Genomic DNA, 24,521 nt, shown 5'->3' on the forward strand with positions numbered 1-24,521 from the left:
GAGCGTCCCGCCTGAAGGAGGCACCGTGCCCCGTGAAGTCCGCGACGTCGTCTTCGTCGACGGCGTGCGCACCCCGTTCGGGAAGGCGGGCGGCGTCTACGCCAACACCCGCGCCGACGACCTGGTGATCCGCTGCATCCGGGAGCTGCTGCGGCGCAACCCGCAGCTGCCGCCGGAGCGGGTGGACGAGGTGGCCATCGCCGCCACCACGCAGATCGGCGACCAGGGCCTGACCATCGGCCGCACCGCCGCACTGCTGGCCGGCCTGCCGAAGTCGGTGCCGGGGTACGCGATCGACCGGATGTGCGCGGGGGCGATGACCGCGGTCACCACCGTCGCGTCGGGCATCGCGATGGGCGCCTACGACGTGGCGATCGCCGGCGGCGTCGAGCACATGGGCCGCCACCCGATGGGCGAGGGCGTGGACCCCAACCCGCGCATCCTCGCGGAGCGGCTGGTCGACCCGTCCGCCCTGGTGATGGGCGCGACGGCGGAGAACCTGCACGACCGCTTCCCGGGCATCACCAAGGAGCGCGCGGACGCGTTCGGCCTCGCGTCCCAGCAGCGGACCGCCAAGGCGTACGCGAACGGCAAGCTCCAGCCCGATCTGGTACCCGTAGCGGTCCGCGACCCCGAGGCGGGCTGGGGGCTGTCCACGGTGGACGAAGCGCCCCGCGACACGTCCATGGCGAAGCTGGCCACCCTGAAGACCCCGTTCCGCCCGCACGGCCGGGTCACGGCGGGCAACGCGGCGGGCCTGAACGACGGCGCCACCGCGAGCCTGCTCGCCGCCGAGGAGGTGGCCCGCGAACTGGGCCTGCCGGTCGCCATGCGGCTGGTCAGCTTCGGCTTCGTCGGCGTCGAGCCGGAGGTGATGGGCGTCGGCCCGATCCCGTCCACGGAGAAGGCGCTGCGCCTGGCCGGCCTGACCATCGACGACATCGGCCTGTTCGAGCTGAACGAGGCGTTCGCCGTGCAGGTGCTGGCGTTCCTGGACCACTTCGGCATCGCCGACGACGACCCCCGGGTCAACCCGTGGGGCGGTGCGATCGCGGTCGGCCACCCGCTCGCCTCCTCCGGCGTGCGGCTGATGACCCAGCTCGCGCGCCAGTTCGCCGAGCACCCCGAGGTCCGCTACGGGCTGACCGCCATGTGCGTCGGCATCGGCATGGGCGGCACGGTGATCTGGGAGAATCCACTGTGGGAGGACGGAAAGTGAGCACGGAGACTCCCCTGCGCCGGGATGGCGAGGTTCGCAACCCCAACGAGGTGATCACCAGGTCGCTGCTGCGCCTGGTAGCGGTGCCGGGCCTGGACCGCCCGGCCGCCCTCGTCACGCTGGACAACGGGCTGGACCACACCAAGCCCAACAGCTTCGGACCCGGCGGCCTGGCCAGCCTCGACGACGCCCTGGACCGTGCGTTCGCGGCCAACCCGGCATTCATCGCGGTCACCGGCAAGCCGTACATCTTCTGCGTGGGCGCGGACGTCACCGGCATGCCGCTGATCACCACCCGCGAGCAGGCGCTGGAGATCGGGCGCCTGGGCCACCGCGTGTACGCGCGGCTGAAGGAGAGCACGGTCCCCACGTTCGCCTTCGTCAACGGCGCGGCGATGGGCGGCGGCCTGGAACTGGCGCTGCACTGCCACTACCGCAGCGTCTCCGGCGGCGCCGCCGCGCTGGCCCTGCCCGAGGTCTCGCTCGGCCTGGTGCCCGGCTGGGGCGGCACCCAACTGCTGCCGAACCTGATCGGCATCGTCAACGCCGCGCAGGTCATCATCCAGAACCCGCTCATGCAGAACCGCATGCTCAGGCCGAAGCAGGCCCGCGAGCTGGGCATCTTCGACGAGCTGTTCGAGCCGGCGGACTTCCTGGAGCGTTCCCTGGAGTGGGCGGCCGGAGTGGTCCGCGGCGACGTGACCGTCGAGCGGCCCGAGGTGGACCGCAGCGAGATGTGGGACGCCGTCGTCGGCTTCGCCCGCCAGCAGCTCGACGAGAAGCTGCACGGCGGCGCCGCCCCGGCCGCCTACCGGGCACTGGACCTGCTGCTGCTGGCCAAGACCGCCGACTTCGCCACCGGCACCGCCGCCGAGGACGAGGCCCTGGCCGACCTGGTGGTCAGCGAGGAACTGCGCAGCGGCCTGTACGCGTTCGACCTGGTCCAGCGCCGCGCCAAGCGCCCGGCCGGCGCGCCGTCCACCGGCCTCGCCCGGGACGTCACCAAGGTCGGCATCGTCGGCGCCGGCCTGATGGCCGCCCAACTCGCCCTGCTGTTCGTGCGCCGCCTCCAGGTCCCCGTTGTCCTCACCGACCTGGACCAGGAACGCGTCGACAAGGGACTGGCCCACCTCACCGGCGAGATCGACAAGCTGGTCGGCAAGGGCCGGCTCGACATCGGCACCGCGGCCAAGCTGCACGGCCTGGTCAGCGGCTCGGTCGACAAGTCCGGCTTCGCCGACGCCGACTTCGTCGTCGAGGCGGTCTTCGAGGACCTGGCCGTCAAAAAGCAGGTCTGGGCCGAACTGGAGAAGATCGTCGGACCGGAGTGCGTGCTGGCCACCAACACGTCCTCGCTGTCGGTCACCGCGATGGCCGCCGACCTGGAGCACCCCGAGCGGGTGGTCGGCTTCCACTTCTTCAACCCGGTCGCGGTCCTGCCGCTGCTGGAGATCGTGCGCGGCGAGCGCACCGACGACGCCACGCTGGCCACCGCGTTCGCCGTCGGGCGCAAGCTCAAGAAGTCCTCGGTACTGGTGAAGGACGCGCCCGCGTTCGTGGTGAACCGCCTGCTGACCCGCTTCCTCGGCGAGATCTTCGCCGCCGTGGACGCGGGCACTCCCCCGGCGGTGGCAGACTCCGCAGTGGACCCGCTGGGCCTGCCGATGCGCCCGCTCGCGCTGCTGCACCTGGTCGGCCCGGCGGTGGCGTACCACGTGGGCGGCACCCTGCACGCGGCGTTCCCGCAGCGGTTCGGCGTCTCGGAGAACCTCAAGCGGATCGCCGGCTCGGGTCAACCGCTCATCGTCGACGACGAGGTGAACCCGGCCGTGGCGAGCCTGCTCAAGCTGGGGGACGCGCCGCTGACCGCGGAGCAGGTCCGGGATCGGGCGCTCTCGGCGCTGGCGCAGGAAATCCGGCTCATGCTGGACGAGGGCGTCGTCGCCGAGGCGCAGGACATCGACCTCTGCATGATCCTCGGCGCCGGCTGGCCGTTCCACCTGGGCGGCATCACCCCGTACCTGGACCGGTCCGGCGTGGCGGAAAAGGTCACCGGCAAGCGATTCCTGCCCAAGGGCGTCGCCAGCCTGCCGGCGTAGCCACTGCACAAGAAGGGTCCTCTGGTACGCAAATACCGGAGGACCCTTCCCGCATTATGGGTACTTCTATGCCAATGCACGTCTTGCCCAAACCCGGCTGATGAGATCCGGGCGGCCCAAGCGATCGAGGGAGCCCCTCTGTGCCAGCCGCGTGCGCTTATGCGCGAAAAGTCACGACACCACGCCCCGGCCGACACTCAGAGCCGACACTCAGGCGCGCTCTGCGGCGCTGCGCTCGACGCAGAACAAGTGGCCCTCAGGGTCTGCCATCGTCACCCAGCCCGTACCGTCCGGCTTCCGGTGATCCTCGTGCTCCGTCGCGCCGAGACCCTTCAGCCGCTCGACCTCCTCGTCGCGGCTGCGGTCGGTGGGGCGCAGGTCGAGGTGGAGGCGGTTTTTCACCGACTTGCTATCGGGTACCCGGATGAACAGGATCGTCGCCTCGCCCGCCGCCTCGAGCATGACCTCCGGGTCACCGGGGTTGTCGTCGGGGCGCATCGGGCGGCCGAGAACCCGCGACCAGAACTGCGCCAGGTCGTACGGGTCCCCGGCGGTGTCGAACGTGACGTTGTGAATTGACGCGACCATCGCACTCTCTCCAATGTGGATTGTGGTGCGCCCGGCCGCGGCGGGTCAGCGGTGCCGGCGGCGGGGCGCGGGTACGGCTCGAGTGAGCATGTTTCGCACCTCCCTCCGCCTCAGGCTGACCGCAGGAGTGTAACAAAGGTTGCGACGGCGTGGGCGGTCGGGGGCGCCGGCATCGCCGACACCCCCGACCGCTCCTGATCAGGCCGCGCAGCTGGCCGTCGGGTTTGTGTTGTTGCCGTTCTTGTAGAGCGTGATGCCGAAGTTGTTGCCCGACCCGTTCGGTTTCGCGGTGAGCGTGCCGGTGCTGCCGCTGACCGAGGCGTTCCAGCTGTTCTGCAGGCTCTGGCTGCCGTTCAGCCGGATCGTGACGGTCCAGTTGCTGCTGCCGCTGACCGAGAGGTTCACGTTGAACCGGTCCGACCACTCATCGGCGCGGGTGACGCTGACGCTGCAACTACCCGTGCCGCCACCGCCCGGCGGTGGTGTCGTGGCGCTCCCTCCGGAGGCGGAGCAACTGGCCGTTGGGGTGGTGTTGTTGCCGTTCTTGTAGAGCGTGATCCCGAAGTTGTTGCCCGACCCGTTCGGTTTCGCGGTCAGCGTGCCGGTGCTGCCGCTGACCGAGGCGTTCCAGCTGTTCTGCAGGCTCTGGCCGCCATTCAGGTTGATCGTGACGGTCCAGTTGCTGCTGCCGCTGACCGAGAGGTTCACGTTGAACCGGTCCGACCACTCATCGGCGCGGCTGACGCTGACGGTGCAACCGTTGTTGCCGCCGGGCGGCGGCGGGGGCGGCGTGGTACTGCCGCCGCCACCGGTGCTCCCGCCGACCGTGATGTTCGAGCTGCCGCTGCTCTGGTAGCCCTCGGTCGCGAGGATCTGGTAGTCGTGGCTGCCCAGGTTCATGCCGAGCCGGGACCAGGCGTCGAAGTGGTTGCCGGCGGTGATGGTGCCACCGGTGCGCTTCTGCTGCCGCACGCTCCAGTACTGGTAGAAGGTCGCGGTGCCCTCGATGGAGGGCTGGTTCACCCGCTGCGTGCGGTAGATGTCATACGTGCCGCCGTCGCTGGTGACGGTGCCCATGAACCCCTGCCCGCCCGGGGGCCGGTAGGTGCCCCAGTTGTCCACAATGTAGTACTCGACGAGCGGGCCTCTGGTCCAGCCGTAGAGGGTCAGGTACGCGTTGCCGGACGGATTGAAGCTGCCGGAGTAGGTCACGGTCCGGCGGGCGCCGGGATTCCAGCCCTTACCGGCCACGAAATTGTTGATGCTGCTCCATTGGGTGCTGTACTGCCCGCCAGCGCCCATGGTCATCGTGACGTTTCCGCTGTCTTTCCAGAACGAGTAGAAGTACCCGTTGTTGGTGCCGGTCTGGTTGGTGGTGACGGTCGTGTCGGCGTAGGCGTTGCCGGCCAGCATCGTTCCACTGACGGCGAGTACGGCGGCGCAGACGGCGCCGAAGATCAGCCTGATCCGGCCGCGACCGCGGCGCTTCAGGCGGGCGGGAGCATCGCTCATGTGCGTCTACCTACTCGTGAGACCTGGCGGACGAACCAGGTGGTGGTACGACCGGGGTTGGGGGCTTGCTGGTCGTCGTGGGTGGACGGCCACGAGGCCGGTCGCGGCGGGTGACCCGGACCGGTGGCGCCGACGTTTGTCGATGGCTCATCGTCGGCCAGTAACGGTTGCGATGTCAAGAAGTTCCGAGAAGTTCCGAGAGGTGAATGAGTGCTAAATTCCTGGTCAGAGCCGCATCGCCGAGCCAATCGGGCGCACCGATCAAGCGATGCCGGGAATGAGATGTGAAAGTTTTCAGAATCTTTCCGGACAAGTCCCGGCCGCCATCCGCGCCCCGGGTTCGAGCCGCGACCGCGACGCTCGGCACATCACCACTCCACCCCGCCCGGCGCCCCACACTCGCCCCGCTCCGCGCCCGCACCCCCGCCCCGCCACGCCACGACCGCCTCAATCCCGGCACCACAACTCCAAGATCGATCCCGGGTCCTGGCCCCGGCCCACCCGGTCACGCGATCCGGGTGTCCGCGCGGCGCTGTTCGGGGCACCGCACGGTCGTGTGAGCCCTTATCGTGCCGGCGGTGACGGTGGCGTGGTTGGCGGTGGTCGGCGCGGCGATCGGCGTGGGCGGCCGTCTGGTGGCCACACGGTACGGTGCCCGGCCGCCGTGGTTGGTGACGGCTGCGGTGGGCGCGGCGGTGTTCGCCCTCGTCGGTACCCACCCGAGGGTCCTCGATCCGGCGGTCCTGTGGGTGGCCGCGTTCGGGGTGTGCCTCGGTTTCGTCGACGCGGCGGTCCACCGGCTGCCGGATCCGCTGACGCTGCCCGCGTTCGCCGGGGCGGTCGCCCTGCTGGCCGTGCGCGGCAACGCGCTGCCGGCGCTGCTCGGGGCGGCCGGGTTCGCGGGTGGATACCTGGTGTTGGTCCTGGTCAGGCCGGGCGGCATGGGTCTGGGTGACGCGAAGTTGGCGCTCTCGCTCGGCGCGGTTCTCGGCCCGCACGGGGCCGGCGCGGTGGTGGCCGGGGCGGTGGCTGGGCTGATCCTGGCCGGCGGCCACGCCGTCGTGCTGCTCCTGCTGCGCCGCGCGACCGCGGCGACGCGGCTGCCACACGGGCCGTTCATGCTGCTGGGAGCGCTCGCCGCGCTGCTGGCGACGACCGGGTGACGCCGCCCGCGTCGCCCCCGGGCCGCCACCAATTGACCATGGTCGACCAGAGGGCACGGTAAGGTGCCGCGGTGGATTGTCCCGTTGGCCACGTGCGTCACAAGCGCCACGAGCGTTAGGAGCGAAACAGTGCCCCTCAAGCAGCTACGTCGCGTCCGCTGGGCGGTCCGGGCCACCCTGGGCCTGGGCGTCGCCGCGTCGGTGGTGGCCAACATCCTGCACGCGATGGACAACCCGATCAGCCAGGCCATCGCCGCCTGGCCGCCGCTCGCGCTGCTGCTGACCGTCGAGCTGATCTCCCGGGTGCCGGTGCACCGGCGCTCCCTGGCGTACGCCCGGATCGCCGCCACCGCCGTGATCGCCGGCATCGCCGCGTGGGTGTCGTACTGGCACATGGCCGGCGTCGCCGCCCGCTACGGCGAGACCGGTGCCGCGGCGTACCTGCTGCCGCTGTCCGTGGACGGGCTGATCGTGGTGGCGAGCATCTGCCTGGTCGAACTGGGTGCCCGGATCGCGGCGGAGTCGCAGTGGCAGGCGGCGCCCAAGGCCACGCCCACGCCCGCGACAGGCACCGCGGCCGCACCGGCGACGGCCGCCACGCAACCCGCCGCACCCGCGCCCGCAACAGCCACCACGCCGGAATCCGTACCGGTCATGGCACTCGCCTCCGTGGCACCGACGAAGCGCGCTCCGGCGCCGGCCCGGCGGCAGGGCGCGGGTACCAAGGAGAAGTCGAAGCCCCCGCGGCGCTCGCCGGCGGAGACGGCGGCGCTGGCCTCGGCCTATGTGGCGGCGAAGCCCGACGCGACGGACGCCGAGGTGGCGAAGGCGCTGGGCATCACGACGCAGCGCCTGCGCACGGTCCTCCGGCAGACGGATGTGGCCGCCGGCACGACCGCCGCGAGCCCCGCCGCCGCGAGCCCGACCACCGCGAGCGCTTCCGCCGCGAACCCGACCACCGCGAGCGCTTCCGCCGCGGGCACGACCGCCCCGAACCGCGCAGCGCTGAAGCGCGCGGTCTCGGAGCGCGCGGCCCTGGAGCGGGCCGCCTGAGGCCAGCGGCTACGCCGGGGTAGCCGTGGACCGAGTGCGGCCCTGAAGCGGCGCCCGCGCGGCCGGGGAAGACATTGGTGTCGGACCTCGTCCGGGCGCGCTGGTGACCGAGCTGCACAGGAAACACCCACCGTCCGATCACGGCCGTTTCCCATACCGAAGCGGAGCACCGTGGCACACTCCCCCACCCCGATCAAAGGACAGCACAGAAACCGCCGTAACCGCCGGTCCCTAGCCCGTCGCCAGGGGTGACGTAGCCGGGGTCACGGCGGCGGTCGCGGTCGCGACCGGGGTGGCATCGGCCGCCGGGAGCGAGACGGTGACCTCCAGCCCGCCGCCGTCGAGGGCCACCGCGGCGACCGTGCCGCCGTGCGCGTCGCAGACCGCGCGCACGATGGACAGCCCCAGCCCGGAGCCCCGGTTGCCGGTGCGCTCCCGGCCGCCCCGGCGGAACGGTTCGAACAGCCCCGGCACGTCGGCCTGGTCCACCTCGAAGCCGGTGTTGCCCACCACCAGCACGACCCGGTCGCCCTCGGCGCAGGTGCGCACCCAGAGCCGCCCGTGCAGGTGGTTGTACCGGACCGCGTTCTCGATCAGGTTGCCGGCGAGCCGGTCCAGCAGGCTGGGGTCGCCGACCACCGGCGCGGGGCGCAGGTCCCGCTCCACCTCCAGGCCGAGCCGCTCCGCCTCGCGGGCGACCGTGGCCAGCGCCTGGGTGGCGCCGGTCGCCAGGTCGGTCGGGGCCTTGCGGCTGAGCCGGCGCCCGGCGGCGGCCTCGCTGCGCGCCAGCACCAGCAGCGCGTCCACCAGTCCGTTCGCGCGCTCGGAGGCGTCCCGGACCACCAGCGCCATCCGCCGGAACTCGGCGACGTCGCTGTCCGGGTCGGCGAGCGTCACGTCGATCTCGGTGCGCATGACCGCCAGCGGGGTACGCAGTTCGTGGGAGGCGTTGGCGACGAAGCGTTTCTGGCTGTCGAACGCGTTGGCGAGCCGGTCCAGCATCGCGTCGAACGTGCCGGCCAGTTCGGCCACCTCGTCGTCCGCGCCGGCGTAGCCGATGCGCTGGTCCAGGGTGGCCTCGCCGAGCCGGCGCGCGGTGGCGGTGACCCGGTGCAGCGGGCGCAGCGCCCGGGCGGCGACCAGGTAGGCGGCCACCACGCCCACCAGCCCGATGCCGACCAGCGCCACCAGGCCCTTCACCAGCACCTCGCGCTCGGCCCGGTGCACCAGCCGCTCCTGCCAGCGGGCCGCGTCCAGCCGCTGGCCGTCCGCCAGCACGACCTCGGTGCCCGCCGTCAACTGGTCGCTCGGGTGCAGCGCGTCGCCGACCAGCAGCCAGGCCAGCAGGACCAGGATCACCCCGGCACCCACCAGCAGCACGCCGTTGAGCAGCGTCAGCCGCAGCCGCAGCGTGGGACGCAGCCGGCGGCCGGGGCGCCCGCCGTAGACGGTCATTTGATCATCCGGTAGCCGGCGCCGACGACGGTCTCGATCAGCGGCGGGTCACCGATCTTGCGGCGCAGGGTCATCATGGTGACCCGCACGATGGTGGTGAACGGGTCGGTGTTCGCGTCCCAGACCCGTTCCAGCAGCTCCTCCGAGGAGACCACCGCGCCGTTCGCCTTGAGCAGCTCGGCCAGCACCCCGAACTCCTTGTTGGTCAGGTCCAGCGGGGCGCCGCCGCGGGTCGCGACCCGCCGCGCCGGGTCCAGGACCAGGTCCCCGGCGGTCAGCACCGGCGGGGCGGCGGGGGTGGCCCGTCGGCCCAGCGCCTGCACCCGCGCGACCAGTTCGTCGAACGCGAACGGCTTGGGCAGGTAGTCGTCGGCGCCGAGCTGGAGGCCCTCGACCCGGTCGGCGACGCTGCCGCTCGCGGTCAGCATCAGCACCCGGGTCAGCGCGCCGGAGGCGGCCAGGTCCGCGCAGATCTGGTCGCCGTGCACGCCGGGCAGGTCCCGGTCGAGCACCACTACGTCGTACCGCGTGACGAAGGCCATCTCGTGGCCGCTGTCCCCGTCGTAGGCGACGTCCACGGCCATGCCCTGCCGGCGCAGGCCCCGGCCGATCGCGTCGGCCAGGTTCCGCTCGTCCTCGATCACCAGCACCCGCACGCGCCCGCCTCCCTGCCGGTCCCACCGGTCGCGCCCGCCAGCCTGGTCCGGCGGGCGTGAGGCCGGCGTGAGTCACGGTAGCGCGGGGGCGCCTTGCCAAAGATCGCCGCCTCGGCGAGGGTGATCCGGTACCGCCGTTCCATCGTTGAAGGGGCCCGGATGCCGGTCGGGGAGGTCGCGCACCGCCGCTGGTCGGGCGATTCGCCCCTGGGCGAGGGCGCGCTGGCGGGCACCCGGCTCGCCGGCACCCCGCAGGGCGGCGTCCGCCTCGCCGACCCGGTCGGCCGCCGCCGCTACACCGACCCGCACACCGGCGTCACCGCCGCGTACGAGTACGGCACCTGGACCTCCCCGGAGGTGCGGCCCGGCTTCTCCGCCACCGAACTGATCCCCTCCTGGACGGCGGCGACCCCGGGCGGCAGCTGGATCCTGGTCGAGGCGCGCGGGCGGGCCGCCGGGGCGCCCTGGACCGGCTGGTACGACCTCGGCCACTGGGCGGCCGAGGAGGAGGCCATCCGGCGCACCTCGATCCCCGGCCAGCGGGACCCGGCCGGCGCGGTGAAGATCGACACGCTCGTCGCCCCGGCGGACCGGCCGCTGGACGCCTGGCAGCTCCGGGTCACCCTGCTGCGGCCGGAGGGCACCGCCGACGTGCCGGTCCTGCGCTCGGCCGGGGCCGTCGCCTCCGGCGCACCGGCACCGGCACCGCGCAGCCGCCCCGGACCGGCCCGCGGCGTCACCATCGACGTCCCCGCCTACTCGCAGCGCGTCCACTCCGGCCACTACCCGCAGTGGGACGGCGGCGGCGACTCCTGGTGCAGCCCCACCTGCACGACCATGGTGCTCGCGCACTGGGACGCCGGCCCGGCGCCGGCCGACCTGGCCTGGGTCGACGCGGACGACCCCAACCCCCGGGTGGACCACGCCGCCAGGTGCACCTACGACCACGCGTACCCCGGCGCCGGCAACTGGCCGTTCAACACCGCGTACGCCGGCCGGTATGGCATGGACGCGTTCGTGACCCGGCTGCGCTCCCTCGCCGAGGCCGAGGCGTTCGTCGCCGCCGGCATCCCGCTGATCCTCTCCGTGTCGTACCGCGCCGGCCAGGTACCCGGCCTCGACTACGACACCAGCGGGCACCTCGTGGTCCTGGCCGGCTTCGCGGCCGACGGGCGGCCGGTGCTGAACGACCCCGCCGCGGCCACCGACGCGACCGTGCGCAAGGCGGTCGGCCGGGCCGAGTTCGAGGCCGCCTGGCAGACCACCAGCCACGGCGTCGCGTACGTGATCCGCCCGGAGGCGGTCCCCCTGCCGCTCCCGTGGCCCGCTCAGGCGGTGTAGCGCCAGATACCGATGGAGGCGTCGAGGCGGCGGCAGAGCAGCCAGCCGGCGCCGGACTGGCAGTCGCCCGACACGTCGAGGACCGAGCCCAGCGTGCGGACCGTCGCCTCGCGGGGCGCGCTGATGCCGAACCAGGCCCGGCCGGTGCTCACGTCCCGGCGCAGCAGCGCCATCCGGCCGCCGCCGGCCGGACCGATCAGGGTCCAGCGGCCCAGGTCGCGCAGTTCGCGGCCGGTCGCCGGGTCGAGCACGGCGGTGCGCGACGGCGTGTTGAGCCCGGCGCGCGAGCTGACCACGAGCCAGTCGGCTACCGGCTGCACCCCGACCCAGTCGGTGGTCAGCCAGCGGATCCGCCCCTCGGCCGGGTGCACCAGGCCCACCCCGCCGTCGCTGCCGAACAGGCACAGGTACTCCCCGCAGCCGGGCCCCAGGTACCAGTCCCCGTTGCCGGGCAGGCGCAGCCGCCACGCCGGTCGCAGGGTGACGAGCGAGAACGCGGTCAACTCGCCGCCCCCGCGCCCGCCCACCAGCAGCAGCCGCGCGGCGATCAGCGGCGCCCGGACCTCACCCGGTGCCAGCAGGACCGCGCTGGCGGTGAGCCGGCCGGTGTCCAGGTCGCGGATCTCCACGCCGCCGTCCGGGCGGATCACCACCGACCGGCCCGGCCGCGCCGCATCGCCCTCGCAGTCGACGCACTGCCAGTACCCGTTCGGCACCCGGTACGACCAGACGGTGCGGCCCGTGCGGATCTCCACCCCCTCGGTGACCGTGCCGCCGCCGGCACCCGCGCCGCCGTCGCCGCCGGTCGCGGGTTGGCCACCGGCGAGACTGACGAGCACGGCGATGGCCCGGTTCGGGGAGATCGCCGACAGGGCCGCCTCGCGCTGCCACACCGGCCGCCCGGTACCCGCCGCGACCGCCACGACGGTGTGCCCCCGCGGGCCGTTCTCCACGTCGAGCAGGACCACCCCGGACAGCTCCACCACCTGCCGGATCGGCCCGCGCACCCGGATCGACGCACGCCACAGCGCTCGCCCGTCCGGCAGCGCGTAGCCGGCGAGCGTCCGGTCGCCGATGCCGAGCGGGCCGGCGGCGGCCACGTACAGCCGGTCCCCCACCACCTGCACGAAGTCGCCCAGGCCCGCCGGTACCCGCACCTCGGTCAACCTGGCCGGGGCCGGTGGCGCCGACCCGCCGACCAGCACCAGCAGGGCCGCCAGCAATCCGGCCACGGCGGGCCATCCGGGCCACGCCGGGGTCGGCCACCGCCGGTCCACATCGGGCGGTGCGCGGTCCGCCCCCAAGTCGATGACGACCGGTGCGCTCACCCTTAGAGCGTCGCCCCTGACCGGCCCCGCGTCGACCCACCATCCGCCCCAATTTCCCCGCCGGCACCGCCCACGGCTCGCTGTCAGTCGCGGAAGGACCAGACGCGCACGTCGCCGGGGGCGGCGCGGCAGGCGATCGCGGTACGGGCGAGTTGGCACTCGCTGAGCCGGAACGGGAACGAGTCGAGGATGTGGACCGCGCCGTCGGTGGCGGGGCGGGCCAGCCAGCCGCGCTGGCCGTCGTCGGCGGTGCGCCACAGGATCGGGCCGTCGGGGGCGACCGCCCAGCCGCCCCGGACCGCCCACTGAACCGCGCCGGTCAGCGGGTCCAGCGCGACGGTCGACTCCGCCTCCCGCACGCAGAGTGTCGGCCCGCAGGCCACCAGGTCGCTGCCGGCCACCCGGGGCCGGTGCCACCGCGGTACCAGGGTGACGCCGTCGTACGCGACGAGGCCGGAGCCGGCGTCCCCCCAGTACGCCAGGATGAGCGTGCGGGAGCCGGCCTGGACGGGCGTGACAAGCTGCTGCCCGGCGGCGAGCAGCCGCTGGCGACGCAGGACGCGGCCGGTGCGCAGCTCGCGCAGTTCCGCCTGGCCGTCGGGGTGGATGAGCGCACCGGTGCCGGGCCGACCCGGGAGGGCCGCGAGGGTGGCGCCGGGAACGCGGGCGTTCCACAGGGGGCGGCCGGTGCGCAGGTCGACGGCGGTGAGCGCGGGTGGGCGGGCGGTGCCGACCTCGTCGGTGACGGGCTCGATCAGTGCGGGGTAGGTCCAGCGCAGACGGCCGGTGCCGGCGTCCACGGCGGAGGTGGTGGACCAGCTGCCGAGGGCGCCGTCCCGCCCCGTCACGCCGATGAGGAGCGTGTCGCCGCCGGAGGCGGAGAGCAGGGACGTGCTGCGACCGGCCGCCGGTTGGACGGTCCACAGGTGGCGCCCGCTGGGCAGCCCGTACGCGGTGAGGGCGGTGCCGCGCGGACCGTCGCCCGTGACGTAGAGACGGTCGGCGGTGACGAGGAAGTCGGCGCCGAGGCTGAGCGCCCGGGCCACGACCTCCACGAGCGGGGACCGGTACGGCGCCCCGGCCGCCCCGGTGAGCAGCACCAGGACGGCGAGCAGGGCGACGCCGGTGCGCCGATCGGGCGGGGGCCCGCCGCGCAGCCGGGCGCGCAGGCGCGCCAGGGCACCCGGCCCCCGCCGCACCGGCTCCCAGCCCGGGTCGAGGTCCCCGGCGTCCAGTTCGACCTCGATGAGCGCCGGAGGTGGTGGCTCGTCGGCGTGGTGCGGCACACAGACGCAGGAACCCACCAGGGCCGGGGCGAAACGCCTTACGGCAGGACGCGCTCCGCCGGGACGGCGGCCTCGTCCAGCCCGGACAGCCAGCCGGTGACGTCGCGGGCCACGTCCTGGGCGGTCAGGTTCAGGGCGGCGAGGATCTGCGCCCGGCTGCCGTGCGGGTGCCAGTCGGCCGGGACGCCCACGTCACGCAGCGGCACCGCGACCTCCGCGTCCCGCAGCGCCTTGGCGACCGCGTCGCCGACACCGCCGGTGCGCACCCCGTCCTCGACGGTGACCACCAGGCGGTGCTGGCGGGCCAGCTCGACCAGTTCCGCCGACACCGGCCGGACCCAGCGCGGGTCCACGACCGTGACCCCGAAGCCCTGCTCCGCGACCCGGGCCGCGGCGTCCACGCCGAGCTGCCCGAACGCCCCGACCGCGACCAGCAGCACGTCCTTGCGCTCGGACTCGGCCAGCACGTCCACCCCGCCGACGCGGCGCAGCGCCGGCAGGTCCGGGTTGACCGAGCCGGTCGGGAAGCGCAGCAGGCTCGGCCCGTCGTCCACGGCGAGCGCCTCGCGCAACTCCTCCCGCAGCGAGGCGGCGTCCCGCGGGGCGGCGATGCGCAGCCCCGGCACCACCCCGAAGACGGACATGTCCCAGATGCCGTAGTGGCTGGGGCCGTCCGGACCGGTGATGCCGGCCCGGTCCAGCACGAACGTGACCGGCAGCCGGTGCATCGCCACGTCCAGCAGAACCTGGTCGAACGCCCGGTTCAGGAACGTCGCGTAGACCGCCACCACCGGGTGCAGCCCGCCCAGCGCCAGCCCGGCCGCGGACGTGACCGCGTGCTGCTCGGCGATGCCCACGTCGTACACCCGCTCCGGGTGCCTGCGGGCCAGCTTGGCGATGCCGGTCGGCTCGGCCATCGCGGCGGTGATGCCCACCACGTCCGGCCGCTCGTCGGCCACCGCGACCAGTTCCTCGGCGAACACGTGGGTCCACTTCACCGACGGCGCGGCCAGCAGCTTGCCGGTCTCGATGTCGAACGCGCCCGGGCCGTGCAGGCAGTCCGCGTCGTCCTCCTCGGCCGGGCGGTACCCGTACCCCTTGCGGGTCACCGCGTGCACGATCACCGGGCCGCCGAAGTTCTTCGCCCGGCGCAGCGCCGACTCGACCGCCGCCACGTCGTGCCCGTCGATCGGGCCCACGTACTTCAGCCCCAGGTCCTCGAACATCGTCTGCGGGGCGACCGCGTCCTTGATGCCCTTCTTGACCGCGTGCAGCACCTCGTACAGCGGCCTGCCGACCAGCGGCGTGACGCCCAGCGAGTCCTTGACCAGGTCCAGGACCTTCTCGTACCCGGGGTTGAGCCGCAGCGTGGCCAGGTGGTCGGCGAACCCGCCGATCGTGGGCGCGTACGAGCGCCCGTTGTCGTTGACGACGATCACCAGCGGGTTCTTCGCGGCGGCGATGTTGTTCAGCGCCTCCCAGCACATGCCGCCGGTCAGGGCGCCGTCGCCGACCACGGCCACCACGTGCCGCTTCTCGCCGCGCAGCGTGAACGCCTTCGCCATGCCGTCCGCGTACGACAGCGCCGTGGAGGCGTGCGAGTTCTCGATGGTGTCGTGCTCGCTCTCGGCCCGGCTCGGGTACCCGGAGAGGCCACCGCGCTGGCGCAGCGCCTCGAAGCCCTCCTGCCGGCCGGTGACGATCTTGTGGACGTACGCCTGGTGCCCGGTGTCGAACAGGAACCGGTCCTTCGGCGAGTCGAAGACCCGGTGCATCGCCAGCGTGAGCTCGACCACCCCCAGGTTCGGGCCGAGGTGCCCGCCGGTGCGGGACACCTTCGTGACCAGGAAGTCGCGGATCTGGGCGGCCAGGATGCCCAACTCCTCGTAACTCAGCCGGCCCAGATCCTGCGGTCCGCGGACCGCGGCGAGCAGACTGTCGGTACCTGGAACGTCGTCAGCGCTCATGACCGCCGAGTGTATCCGTGCTTCTCCCGCCCACATCTTGGGAGCCGACTTTGAGCCGCCCGGGCGGGTTCCGCCGGGCCTCACGCCCCAGGGTGATCGAGCCCAGCACGGCCGCCTCCGCCGCCCCGGTCACCGACGGCAGCGCCCCCGGCAGTCCGTGCCAGCTCAACCACCCGAGCAGCGCGAACGCGTACGCCTCCTTCGCCTGCGGCGGGACCCCGAGGTCCGCGCTCGTGGTCAGCCGCGGCACCCGCGCCGCCAGCCGCCGCATCAGCTCCGGATTGCGCACCCCGCCGCCCGAGGCCACGACCTCCTCCACCCCATGCGTCGCGCACGCCGCCGCCACCGTGCGCGCGGTCAGTTCGGTGACCGTCGCGAGCACCTCATCCGGTCCGGGTGTTGCGCCGCTACGGCGGATCGCCTCCTCCAGGTACTGGAGGGTGAACAACTCCTTGCCGGTCGACTTGGGCGGCGGGGCCGCGTAGTACGGCTCCGCGAGCAGCACCGCCAGCAGCCGCTCGTCCACCCGCCCCGCCGCCGCGTGCCGCCCGCCGGCGTCGAACGGCTCCCCGTACCAGCGCAGCGCCGCCGCGTCGATCAGCGCGTTCGCCGGCCCCACGTCGTACCCGATCGGCGCCCGCCCGGGGCCGACCACCGTGACGTTCGCGATGCCGCCGAGGTTCAGCGCCACCCTGGGGCGGTCGCCGCCCAGAACGAGGGCGTCGAACATGGGTACGAGTGGAGCGCCCTGCCCGCCGGTGGCGATGTCGGCCGTGCGCAGATCGCTCAACACCGGCACCCCGACGGCCGACGCCAGCCACGCGGGCGCCCCGAGTTGCAGGGTTCCCCGCGCCCGCCGGTCCTCGACCCAGTGGAAGACCGTCTGCCCGTGGCTGACCACCAGGTCCACCCGCCCGCCCGCGATCTCGTCGACCGCCCGCCGGGCCGCCGCCCCGAACGCCTGCCCCAGCAGCGTGTCCAGCACGCAGACCTGCTCGATCGTGACCCGGTTGGGCGGCAGGACCCCCGCGATCCGGTTCCGCAGCCCGGACCCGTACCCGACGCTCAGCTCACCGAGGGGCGTCATGACGAGCACGTCCCCGTCCGGCCGGAACTCCCCGACCGCCACCTCGATCCCGTCGTACGACGTCCCCGACATCACCCCGACGATCCGCATCGTCGGATCATGCCGCCCGGCCCGAAACTCCACGGATTCCGGGGCGTCAAACGCCGGTGGTCCGCACTAGCGTCACCGACGGATCGCAGACATGACCTATACCGCGGTGGCGCGCCGCAGCGGCGGCTGGTGGACCATCACCATGCCCGAACTGCCCGAGGTCTTCTCCGCGAAGGCGGCAAGCCGCAAGGCCAACCGCGCTGGGACGGGCGGGTCGCGGGCGCCCCCCACTGCCGAGCGCCGGAAGAGGCCCGCTTAGCAGCAGCACTAACCGGACGGATCCGGCGGCACCAGCAGCGCGACGGCCTCCAGGTGCTGCGTCATCGGAAAGCAGTCGTACCCGCGCAGCGCGGCGAGCCGCCATCCCTCGTCGCGGAACGTGCGCACGTCGCGGGCGAGCGCGGCCGGGTCGCAGGCGACGTAGGCGACGGCGCGGGGGCGGGCGGCCGCGATGGCGCGGACCACCCGGGCGCCGGCCCCGGAGCGAGGCGGGTCCAGGACGACCAGGTCGACCGGTCCGGCGAGTCGGCGGCGGGCGAGGGCGGTCTCCACCCGGGCGTGGACGATCTCGACCGGAAGGTCGGCGAGGTTGGCGCGGGCGGCGGCGACACCGGCCGGGGCGGACTCGACCAGGGTGACCCGGCCGGTGGGGCCGAGCGGAGCGGCGACGGCGGCGGCGAACAGGCCGGCGCCACCGTAGAGGTCCCAGGCGGTCTCGCCGGGCAGCGGGGCGAGCAGGTCGAGCACGGCGGCGGCGAGGGAGTCCGGGGCGGCCGGGTGTACCTGCCAGAACGCGTCGACCGGCAGCGCCCACTCCCGTCCGACGGCCTTCTCGCGCACCTCGCGGCCCACCCCGCCGGGTCCGCGCTCGATCGGCTGGCCGGGCCCACCGTCGACCCGAGGCACCACGGGACCACCCGGCTCGGCCCCGCCCGATCCGGCGCCGCCCGCCGACTCGCCACCCGGGCCGGCCGACCCGTCGGAGAGGTCGAACGGCGGGCGGTCGGAGCGGACCGGGATGATCACCGTCTCCCCCGTGCTCGACGCGACCGCCTGCACGGCGTCCGTGCCGGGCCAGTGCTGGCCGGTCACCGGCAGTCGCTGGAGCGCGGGGTGCGCGATCCGGCAGTGGTCGACCGGCACGACGCGGTGCGAACGGTGCTGGAGCAGGCCGGCCCGGCCGGCGGCGTCCACCGCGTACCGGACCCGGGTGCGCCATCCCAGCGGCCCGCCCGGCAGGGCCTCCACCCGGACGCCCAGCTCGTCCAGGTCGCCCGCGGTGAGGCCGGCCAGCCGCTCGAGTTGCTCCCGCAGCACCGCGGCCTTCCACTGCCGCTGCACCGGGACCGCCACGTGCTGGAGGTCGCAGCCGCCACACAGTCCGGGCCGGGCGTACGGGCACGGCTCCGGCACCCGGTCCGCCGAGGCCGACAGGATCCGGACCGCGTCGGCGCGGGCGTAGCCGCGGTGCACCTCGGTCACCTCCGCGAGAACCCGCTCGCCGGGCAGCGCGTGGCGCACGAACACGACCAGTCCGTCCGGGGCCACCCGGGCCACACAGTGCCCGCCGTGCGCCACCGCTCCGATGGTCAACTCGAGCCGATCACCGATGATCATGGGCGACCGGCCGCCTCGGTGTCCGCGGTCGAGGCGTCCTGGCCCGGGGCGGACTGCGCCGGGGAGCCCGTGGGCGGGGTCGACCGCTGCTTGACGCCGGCCCGGCCGTAGCGGGGGCCGCGGGCCGGGGTCCGGGACATCTTCCGGTCGAAGCGGTCCAGGTCGCGGCTGACCGACGAGTGCAACTGCCACGGCACGCTGGTGACCATCACGCCCGGCTCGAACAGCAGCCGGCCCTTCAGCCGCAGCGCGCTCTGGTTGTGCAGCAGGTTCTCCCACCAGTGCCCGACCACGTACTCGGGGATGAAGACCGTCACCACGTCGCGGGGCGAGTCGCGACGCACGGACTTGACGTAGTCGATGATGGGGCGGGTGATCTCCCGGTACGGGGAGTCGATGACGGTCAGCGTCACGCCGATCTGCCGCCGCTCCCACTCCTTCTGGATCACCCGGGTGTCCTTCTCGTCCACGTTCACCGTGACCGCGGTCAGCGTATCCGGCCGGGTGGCCTGGGCGTAGGCGACGGCCCGCAGGGTCGGCAGGTGGACCTTGGAGACCAGCACCACGGCGTGGTTGCGGGCCGGCAGCACCGGCCGGTCCTCCTGCGGGGCCAACTCGCGCGAGACGGTGTCGTAGTGCCGGCGGATGGCCAGCATCAGCAGGTAGATCACGGCCATGGCGGCGATCGCGATCCAGGCGCCGAGCAGGAACTTGGTGACCAGCACGATGAGCAGGACCACGCCGGTGAGCCCCATGCCGAAGGTGTTGATGGCGCGGGAGCGGTGCATGCGCCGCCGGACGACCGGGTCCCGCTCGATGCGCAGCAGCCGGTTCCAGTGCCGGATCATGCCGGCCTGGGAGAGCGTGAACGAGGCGAACACGCCCACGATGTAGAGCTGGATCAGCCGGGTGACCTCGGCCTGGAACGCGAAGATGAGCACCATCGCGAACAGCGCCAGCAGGACGATGCCGTTGGAGAAGGCCAGCCGGTCGCCGCGGGTGTGCAACTGGCGGGGCAGGTACCGGTCCTGCGCGAGGATCGAGCCGAGCACCGGGAAGCCGTTGAACGCGGTGTTCGCGGCGAGGAACAGGATCAGCGCGGTGACCGCGGCGACGGCGTAGAGCAGCACCGACCCGGAGCCGAAGACCGCCTCGCCGAGCTGGGTGGTGACGGTCTTCTGCACGTACCCGGGCGGCGCGCCGACGATCTGGGTGGCCGGGTTCTCGACGAACTTCAGGCCGGTGGCGCGGGCCAGCCCGACGATGCCGATCAGCATGGCGATGGCGACCAGACCGAGCATCAGCAGCGTGGTGGCCGCGTTGCGGCTCTTGGGCGGCTTGAACGCCGGCACGCCGTTGGAGATGGCCTCGACGCCGGTCAGCGCGGCGCAGCCGGAGGAGAAGGTGCGCAGCAGCAGGAACACCATCGCGAACCCGGTGAGGTGCTCCTGCTCGGCGTTGATGACCAGCCCCGAACTGGGCGCCTGGAGGTGGTCACCGAGGACGACGATCCGCACCAGACCGGTGGCGACCATCCCCAGAATGACGATCATGAACCCGTAGGTGGGGATCGCGAACGCCGTGCCGGACTCCCGGATGCCCCGCAGGTTCATCGAGGTGAGCACGGCGACCGCGGTCAGCGCCACACCGACCTTGTGGTCGGCCACCCACGGGATGACCGAGCCCAGGTTCGCCACCCCGGACGCCGTGGACACCGACACGGTCAGCACGTAGTCGACCATCAGGGCGCTGGCCACCGCCACGCCGAACCGTGGCCCCAGGTTGACCGTCGCCACCTCGTAGTCCCCGCCGCCGGACGGGTAGGCGTGCACGTTCTGCCGGTAGCTCGCGACGACCGTGAGCATGACCACCACGACCGCCAGGGCCACCCACGGCGAGAACACGTACGCGGAGGCGCCGGCGATCGACAGCGTCAGCAGGATCTCATCCGGCGCGTACGCGACCGAGGAGAGCGCGTCCGAGGCGAACACCGGCAGGGCGATGCGCTTGGGTAACAGGGTGTGCTGCAGGCGGTCCGAGCGCATCGCGCGGCCCAGCAGGAGGCGCTTCATCAATGAGGTGGGACGGGCCACGACTGCCAAGCCTACGGCCGCCCGGCGATATTGGCGCACCACCCGTCCCGCCGCGCCGCGCACCGGCGTGGCAGGCTTTGCCTACCACCACCGGAATGGGTGTGAGAAGGGGTCAGCGTGCACGTCGTGATCATGGGGTGCGGGCGGGTCGGCTCGACGCTGGCGCACAGCCTGGAGGCGCGCGGCCATTCGGTCGCCGTGATCGACCAGGACGCCGACGCGTTCCGCCGGCTGAGCCCCGAGTTCACCGGGCTCACCGTGACCGGCATCGGCTTCGACCGGGACGTGCTGCGCCAGGCCGGCGTGGAGCGGGCGGACGCGTTCGCGGCCGTCTCCAGCGGCGACAACTCCAACATCATCTCGGCCCGGCTGGCCCGGGAGACGTTCGGCGTGGCGCGGGTGGTGGCCCGGATCTACGACCAGAAGCGCGCCGAGGTGTACGAGCGGCTGGGCATCCCGACGGTCGCCACGGTCCGCTGGACGGCCGACCGGATGATCCGGCACCTGGTTCCCGAGGGCAACGTCGAGGTGTGGCGGGACCCGACCAGCACCGTCTCGATCGTCGAGGTGCCCCTGCACGGCGACTGGGTCGGCCGCCCCCTGGCCGACCTGGAGGAGGCGACCGGTACCCGGGCCGCGTTCCTCATGCGCTTCGGCATCGGCGCGCTGCCCACCGCGTCCGTCGTCCTGCAGGACGGGGACCAGGTGTTCATGCTGGTCACGGACGAGATCGCGGGCACGGTCAGCAAGGTCACCGGCAGCGCGCCAGCGGCCGGCTAGGGAGAGGGACGGTTCCGCCATGCGGGTCGCGATCGCCGGAGCCGGCAACGTGGGCCGGTCCATCGCCCAGGAGCTCATCGACAACGGGCACCGGGTGATGCTCATCGAGCGCCAGCCCCGCCAACTGCGCCCGGACCGGGTGCCGGACGCGGAGTGGATCCTCGCCGACGCCTGCGAGCTGGCCAGCCTGGAGGAGGCCGATGTGGCCGGCTGCGACGTGGTGGTCGCCGCCACCGGGGACGACAAGGTCAACCTGGTGGTGTCGCTGCTGGCGAAGACCGAGTTCGCGGTGCCCCGGGTGGTGGCCCGGGTGAACCGCGCCGAGAACGAGTGGCTGTTCACCGAGCAGTGGGGCGTGGACGTGGCGGTGAGCAAGCCGCGGCTGATGGCCGCCCTGGTCGAGGAGGCCGTCACGGTCGGCGACGTGGTCCGGCTGATGACGTTCCGGCAGGGCGAGGCGAACCTCGTGGAGATCACGCTGCCGCCGCAGGCGCGGCACGTCGGCCACCCGCTCCGGGACGTGCCGCTCCCCCGGGACTCGGCCCTGGTGGCGATCGTGCGCGGCAAGCGGGTGCTGGTCCCCGGCCCGGACGACCCGGTGGAGGCCGGCGACGAACTGGTGTTCGTCTGCACCGCCGAGGTGGAGGACGAGGTGCGCACGGTGCTCCTCGGCCGCGGACTGCCCGACCGGGCGGCCCGCGAGGAGCGCTAGCCGGCCGGTGCGGGATCGTACTCCCGGCGCACCCGGCGGACGACCCACAGCGTGATCGCCAGCAGCACGGCGTACGGCGGGTAGCCCAGCAGCAGCCGGGCGACGCCCAGCGCGGTGTCCATGTGCGCCGCCCAGAAGACGGCCTGAACACCCACCTTGAGCAGCCAGACCACGCCCCAGAGCACGGTCAGCCAGGTGAACGTGCGGACCAGCCGGGGGTCGCCGCGCCACTCCGACTTGCCGCCGGCCGCGATCACCGACCACAGCCAGCCGACCAGCGGCTGGCGGATCGCCGCCGAGCCGAGCAGCACCAGACCGTACCCGATGCCGTAGAAGATGCCGGGCAGGTAGAAGTCGCGGGAGTCACCGGTGCGCCAGGCGATGTAGGCGCCGATCCCGACGCCGAGAAGCCCGTTGACCGCGTGCCGGATCGGCTTGCGCTGGGTCAGCCGGATCACCGCGATGGCCACCGCGACGCCCACCGAGGCGATCAGCGCCGGGTTCAGCGAGGTGAGGATGTTCGCCAGCACGAACACCACCACCGGCACGCTGGACTCGGCCAGCCCCCGCCATCCGCCCAGCTGGTCGGCCATCTGCTCGGCGAAGCTGGGCAGCCGCTCCTCGGCGTCGTCCTCCGGTTCGACCGCCGCCCCGGCGTCGGTCGGGGCGTGCTCGTGCGGTGGCGGTGTCGTCATCGCGGCGCTTCCAACTCGTAGTACGGGTTGTAGATGACCTTGCGGGCGTCCCGGACCGCGATCCGGCCCCGGACGGTGAGCTGCCGCCCCGGCGCGATCCCCGGGATCTGCCGCCGGCCCAGCCAGACCAGCGTCACGACGTCGCTGCCGTCGTAGAGGTCGGCCTCCAGGGTGGGCAGGTTGGTGCGGGGCGTGTAGCAGACGGTGCGCAACCGGCCGGTGATGCTCACCCGCTCGCCGCGCCGAACCTGTTCCGCCAGGCGGCAGCCCGATTCGGCGCTCTCCCGCTGCAACTGCTCGGCCTCGAGTTCCTCCTCGCTGGCCGCCAGCCGTTTCAAGAACCGACGCAGGGACGGGCGTTCATCGGTCTCCATGGCGTTGACCCGTCACTCTCCTGTGGCGCGACTCGTGCGAGGTGTTACGCCCAGGGTACGCCGAAGGCATGATGATCGGCGTCGGCGTACCGACCCGGGTAGCGGACCCGCCGCGGGCGTGGCCACGCCGAACCGGTCAGGTGTCGGTCCGCGGTCGCGGCGACGGGCGGCGGCGGGCGTCCGGGGCGGGTGCCACCCCGTTGGTCCCGCCCGGCACGGTGCCCCGCTGCGCGGCCTGCCGCACCGCCTCCTGGGCGGACTGCTCCGCGTCCTGCTGGGCCGCCGCCTGCTGCGCCATCTCCTTCGGCAGCCGCAGCGGCAGCGGCTCCAGGACCGGCTTGGCCTCCTGGCCGCGGTCCACGACCAGGCCGTGCAGACACTGTAGGAGCGGCTGGGCGTTGGCCGCCGGGTCCACCGCGGCCGGGCCGTGGAACATCGCCCGGACCATCCAGCGCGGCCCGTCCACGCCCACCAGCCGCACCTCGGCCGGGCCTTCCGGCCCACGCACCCGGGCGCGCAGTTCCGGCCCGTACTGGCCGGGCACCTCCTCGGCGGGGAAACCGTCGGCGCTGATGTTCTGCCGCAACTCCTCCCGGACCCGGTCCCAGACCCCCTCGCTGCGCGGCGCGGCGAACACGCCCAGTTGGAGGGCGCTGTTGCCGTGCACCAGCAGCACCTGCTGCACCTGGCCGTCCGGGTCGGCCTGCACCTGGATCTCCACGCCCTCGATGGCGGGGATCTGGAGGCTGCCCAGGTCGAGCCGCTGCACCTCGGCGGGCGCCTCGGTCACGTCGTACGGGCCCACCACCGGCGCGAGCCGCTCGGTCGCCTGCTCGCCGCCCGGCTCGGGCTGGCGGTCCCGGGCCCCGCGCGAGTGCCGCCCACCCTCCCGGCGTCCGGAAAACCTCACCGTGCCATCCCTTCCCCTGTCAGCTTCTCCCGCACCAGCTCGGCGTGCCCGCCCGTCGACCCGTGGCCGCCCTCGCCCCGGGCCGAGGCGGGCAGCTCCTCCACCGGGTGGAAGCGCGCCCGCTCCACCCGCTGGACCACCAGCTGCGCGATCCGGTCCCCGCGGTTGATGACGGCCACCGCGTCCCGGTCGTGGTTGATCAGATTCACCAGAATCTCGCCGCGGTAACCGGCGTCGACGGTACCGGGCGCGTTGAGGACGGTCACACCCAGCCGGGCGGCCAGCCCGGAGCGGGGGTGCACCAGGCCCACGTACCCCTCGGGGAGCGCGATCGCGACCCCGGTGGGCACCAGCGCCCGCTCCCCCGGCCCGATCTTCACGGTGGTCGCGGCCACCAGGTCCGCACCCGCGTCGCCCGGGTGCGCGTAGGCCGGCGCGGGCAGCTCCGGGTCCAGCAGGCGCAGCGCGACGTCGACCTCCGGTGTCATGCCCCCAT

At 73.5% G+C, this 24,521-nt stretch carries 20 protein-coding genes and 1 pseudogene; 7 read left to right on the plus strand and 14 right to left on the minus strand.

Annotation, left to right across the window (positions count from 1 at the left end):
• Positions 1–25 precede the first annotated feature (25 nt).
• On the plus strand, positions 26–1,219 hold the full coding sequence (locus tag KJS59_RS03970; RefSeq protein WP_213450905.1) for a thiolase family protein: 1,194 nt from the start codon (positions 26–28) through the stop codon (positions 1,217–1,219).
• Positions 1,216–3,318 (plus strand): 3-hydroxyacyl-CoA dehydrogenase NAD-binding domain-containing protein, encoded by a 2,103-nt coding sequence (locus KJS59_RS03975; protein ID WP_249713847.1) that lies wholly within the window; start codon positions 1,216–1,218, stop codon positions 3,316–3,318. The genes KJS59_RS03970 and KJS59_RS03975 overlap by 4 nt, the downstream gene beginning before the upstream one ends.
• A 210-nt stretch (positions 3,319–3,528) precedes the next feature.
• On the opposite strand, the gene KJS59_RS03980 is transcribed toward KJS59_RS03975, so the two are convergent.
• Complete coding sequence (locus KJS59_RS03980) at positions 3,529–3,906, minus strand: VOC family protein (protein ID WP_213450906.1); 378 nt, start codon at positions 3,904–3,906, stop codon at positions 3,529–3,531.
• Positions 3,907–4,407: 501 nt separating this feature from the next.
• Positions 4,408–5,418: pseudogene (locus KJS59_RS31695) on the minus strand (glycoside hydrolase family 11 protein); the annotation flags it as partial.
• 578 nt (positions 5,419–5,996) lie between these two features.
• Between KJS59_RS31695 and KJS59_RS03990 the strand changes: the two are divergent.
• Positions 5,997–6,581, plus strand: coding sequence for a prepilin peptidase (locus KJS59_RS03990; RefSeq protein ID WP_213450908.1), 585 nt, complete (start codon positions 5,997–5,999; stop codon positions 6,579–6,581).
• A 129-nt stretch (positions 6,582–6,710) separates the two neighbouring features.
• Positions 6,711–7,634 carry a DUF2637 domain-containing protein gene (locus KJS59_RS03995; protein WP_213450909.1) on the plus strand — a complete coding sequence of 308 codons (924 nt, stop codon included), beginning with the start codon at positions 6,711–6,713 and terminating at the stop codon, positions 7,632–7,634.
• 231 nt (positions 7,635–7,865) lie between these two features.
• Here the strand turns inward: KJS59_RS03995 and KJS59_RS04000 are convergent, their stop codons facing one another.
• Both KJS59_RS04000 and KJS59_RS04005 read right to left on the minus strand, forming a co-directional pair.
• Positions 7,866–9,089 (minus strand): sensor histidine kinase, encoded by a 1,224-nt coding sequence (locus KJS59_RS04000; protein ID WP_213450910.1) that lies wholly within the window; start codon positions 9,087–9,089, stop codon positions 7,866–7,868.
• The gene (locus tag KJS59_RS04005) at positions 9,086–9,745 is read right to left on the minus strand and encodes a response regulator transcription factor (RefSeq protein ID WP_213450911.1); all 660 of its coding nucleotides are present in this window, start codon (positions 9,743–9,745) and stop codon (positions 9,086–9,088) included. Before KJS59_RS04005 ends, KJS59_RS04000 begins: the two co-directional genes overlap by 4 nt.
• Before the next feature lie 159 nt (positions 9,746–9,904).
• Here KJS59_RS04005 and KJS59_RS04010 point away from each other — a divergent pair, with 159 nt between their 5' ends.
• Positions 9,905–11,086, plus strand: a complete 1,182-nt coding sequence (locus KJS59_RS04010; protein WP_213450912.1) for a C39 family peptidase — start codon at positions 9,905–9,907, stop codon at positions 11,084–11,086.
• On the opposite strand, the gene KJS59_RS04015 is transcribed toward KJS59_RS04010, so the two are convergent.
• The 6 genes from KJS59_RS04015 to KJS59_RS04040 form a co-directional block, all read right to left on the minus strand.
• Positions 11,074–12,414, minus strand: a complete 1,341-nt coding sequence (locus KJS59_RS04015; RefSeq protein WP_213450913.1) for an outer membrane protein assembly factor BamB family protein — start codon at positions 12,412–12,414, stop codon at positions 11,074–11,076. The genes KJS59_RS04010 and KJS59_RS04015 overlap by 13 nt on opposite strands.
• Positions 12,415–12,497: 83 nt before the next feature.
• On the minus strand, positions 12,498–13,700 hold the full coding sequence (locus tag KJS59_RS04020; RefSeq protein ID WP_213450914.1) for an outer membrane protein assembly factor BamB family protein: 1,203 nt from the start codon (positions 13,698–13,700) through the stop codon (positions 12,498–12,500).
• A gap of 38 nt (positions 13,701–13,738) precedes the next feature.
• Complete coding sequence (gene dxs / locus KJS59_RS04025; protein WP_213450915.1) at positions 13,739–15,667, minus strand: 1-deoxy-D-xylulose-5-phosphate synthase; 1,929 nt, start codon at positions 15,665–15,667, stop codon at positions 13,739–13,741.
• On the minus strand, positions 15,657–16,844 hold the full coding sequence (locus KJS59_RS04030) for an anhydro-N-acetylmuramic acid kinase (protein ID WP_213450916.1): 1,188 nt from the start codon (positions 16,842–16,844) through the stop codon (positions 15,657–15,659). Before KJS59_RS04030 ends, dxs begins: the two co-directional genes overlap by 11 nt.
• Positions 16,845–17,111: 267 nt before the next feature.
• On the minus strand, positions 17,112–18,461 hold the full coding sequence (locus tag KJS59_RS04035; protein ID WP_213450917.1) for a class I SAM-dependent RNA methyltransferase: 1,350 nt from the start codon (positions 18,459–18,461) through the stop codon (positions 17,112–17,114).
• Positions 18,458–20,554 carry an APC family permease gene (locus KJS59_RS04040; RefSeq protein WP_213450918.1) on the minus strand — a complete coding sequence of 699 codons (2,097 nt, stop codon included), beginning with the start codon at positions 20,552–20,554 and terminating at the stop codon, positions 18,458–18,460. The genes KJS59_RS04035 and KJS59_RS04040 overlap by 4 nt, the downstream gene beginning before the upstream one ends.
• Positions 20,555–20,671: 117 nt before the next feature.
• On the opposite strand from KJS59_RS04040, the gene KJS59_RS04045 reads away from it, so the two are divergent.
• Entirely contained in the window at positions 20,672–21,334 is a 663-nt protein-coding gene (locus KJS59_RS04045) for a potassium channel family protein (RefSeq protein ID WP_213450919.1), read from the plus strand.
• 19 nt (positions 21,335–21,353) lie between these two features.
• Positions 21,354–22,046, plus strand: a complete 693-nt coding sequence (locus KJS59_RS04050) for a potassium channel family protein (protein ID WP_213450920.1) — start codon at positions 21,354–21,356, stop codon at positions 22,044–22,046.
• Here KJS59_RS04050 and KJS59_RS04055 read toward each other — a convergent pair.
• From KJS59_RS04055 to dut, 4 genes are all read right to left on the minus strand, one after another.
• On the minus strand, positions 22,043–22,741 hold the full coding sequence (locus tag KJS59_RS04055; protein WP_213450921.1) for a DUF3159 domain-containing protein: 699 nt from the start codon (positions 22,739–22,741) through the stop codon (positions 22,043–22,045). The genes KJS59_RS04050 and KJS59_RS04055 overlap by 4 nt on opposite strands.
• Positions 22,738–23,115 (minus strand): OB-fold nucleic acid binding domain-containing protein, encoded by a 378-nt coding sequence (locus KJS59_RS04060; RefSeq protein WP_213450922.1) that lies wholly within the window; start codon positions 23,113–23,115, stop codon positions 22,738–22,740. The genes KJS59_RS04055 and KJS59_RS04060 overlap by 4 nt, the downstream gene beginning before the upstream one ends.
• 136 nt (positions 23,116–23,251) lie before the next feature.
• Entirely contained in the window at positions 23,252–24,025 is a 774-nt protein-coding gene (locus KJS59_RS04065) for a DUF3710 domain-containing protein (RefSeq protein WP_213450923.1), read from the minus strand.
• The gene (gene dut / locus KJS59_RS04070) at positions 24,022–24,513 is read right to left on the minus strand and encodes a dUTP diphosphatase (RefSeq protein ID WP_213450924.1); all 492 of its coding nucleotides are present in this window, start codon (positions 24,511–24,513) and stop codon (positions 24,022–24,024) included. Before dut ends, KJS59_RS04065 begins: the two co-directional genes overlap by 4 nt.
• Between the last annotated feature and the right edge of the window lie 8 nt (positions 24,514–24,521).

It is taken from the genome of Rhizomonospora bruguierae (assembly GCF_018397995.1).
GTDB classification, from domain to species: domain Bacteria; phylum Actinomycetota; class Actinomycetes; order Mycobacteriales; family Micromonosporaceae; genus Rhizomonospora; species Rhizomonospora bruguierae.

Coding starts and splice junctions, on each gene's coding strand:
- KJS59_RS03980 (WP_213450906.1), bottom strand. CDS start 3,906: ATGGTCGCGTCAATTCACAACGTCACGTTCGACACCGCCGGGGACCCG.
- KJS59_RS04000 (WP_213450910.1), bottom strand. CDS start 9,089: ATGACCGTCTACGGCGGGCGCCCCGGCCGCCGGCTGCGTCCCACGCTG.
- KJS59_RS04010 (WP_213450912.1), top strand. CDS start 9,905: ATGCCGGTCGGGGAGGTCGCGCACCGCCGCTGGTCGGGCGATTCGCCC.
- dxs (WP_213450915.1), bottom strand. CDS start 15,667: ATGAGCGCTGACGACGTTCCAGGTACCGACAGTCTGCTCGCCGCGGTC.
- KJS59_RS04030 (WP_213450916.1), bottom strand. CDS start 16,844: ATGCGGATCGTCGGGGTGATGTCGGGGACGTCGTACGACGGGATCGAG.
- KJS59_RS04035 (WP_213450917.1), bottom strand. CDS start 18,461: ATGATCATCGGTGATCGGCTCGAGTTGACCATCGGAGCGGTGGCGCAC.
- KJS59_RS04050 (WP_213450920.1), top strand. CDS start 21,354: ATGCGGGTCGCGATCGCCGGAGCCGGCAACGTGGGCCGGTCCATCGCC.
- KJS59_RS04055 (WP_213450921.1), bottom strand. CDS start 22,741: ATGACGACACCGCCACCGCACGAGCACGCCCCGACCGACGCCGGGGCG.
- KJS59_RS04060 (WP_213450922.1), bottom strand. CDS start 23,115: ATGGAGACCGATGAACGCCCGTCCCTGCGTCGGTTCTTGAAACGGCTG.
- dut (WP_213450924.1), bottom strand. CDS start 24,513: ATGACACCGGAGGTCGACGTCGCGCTGCGCCTGCTGGACCCGGAGCTG.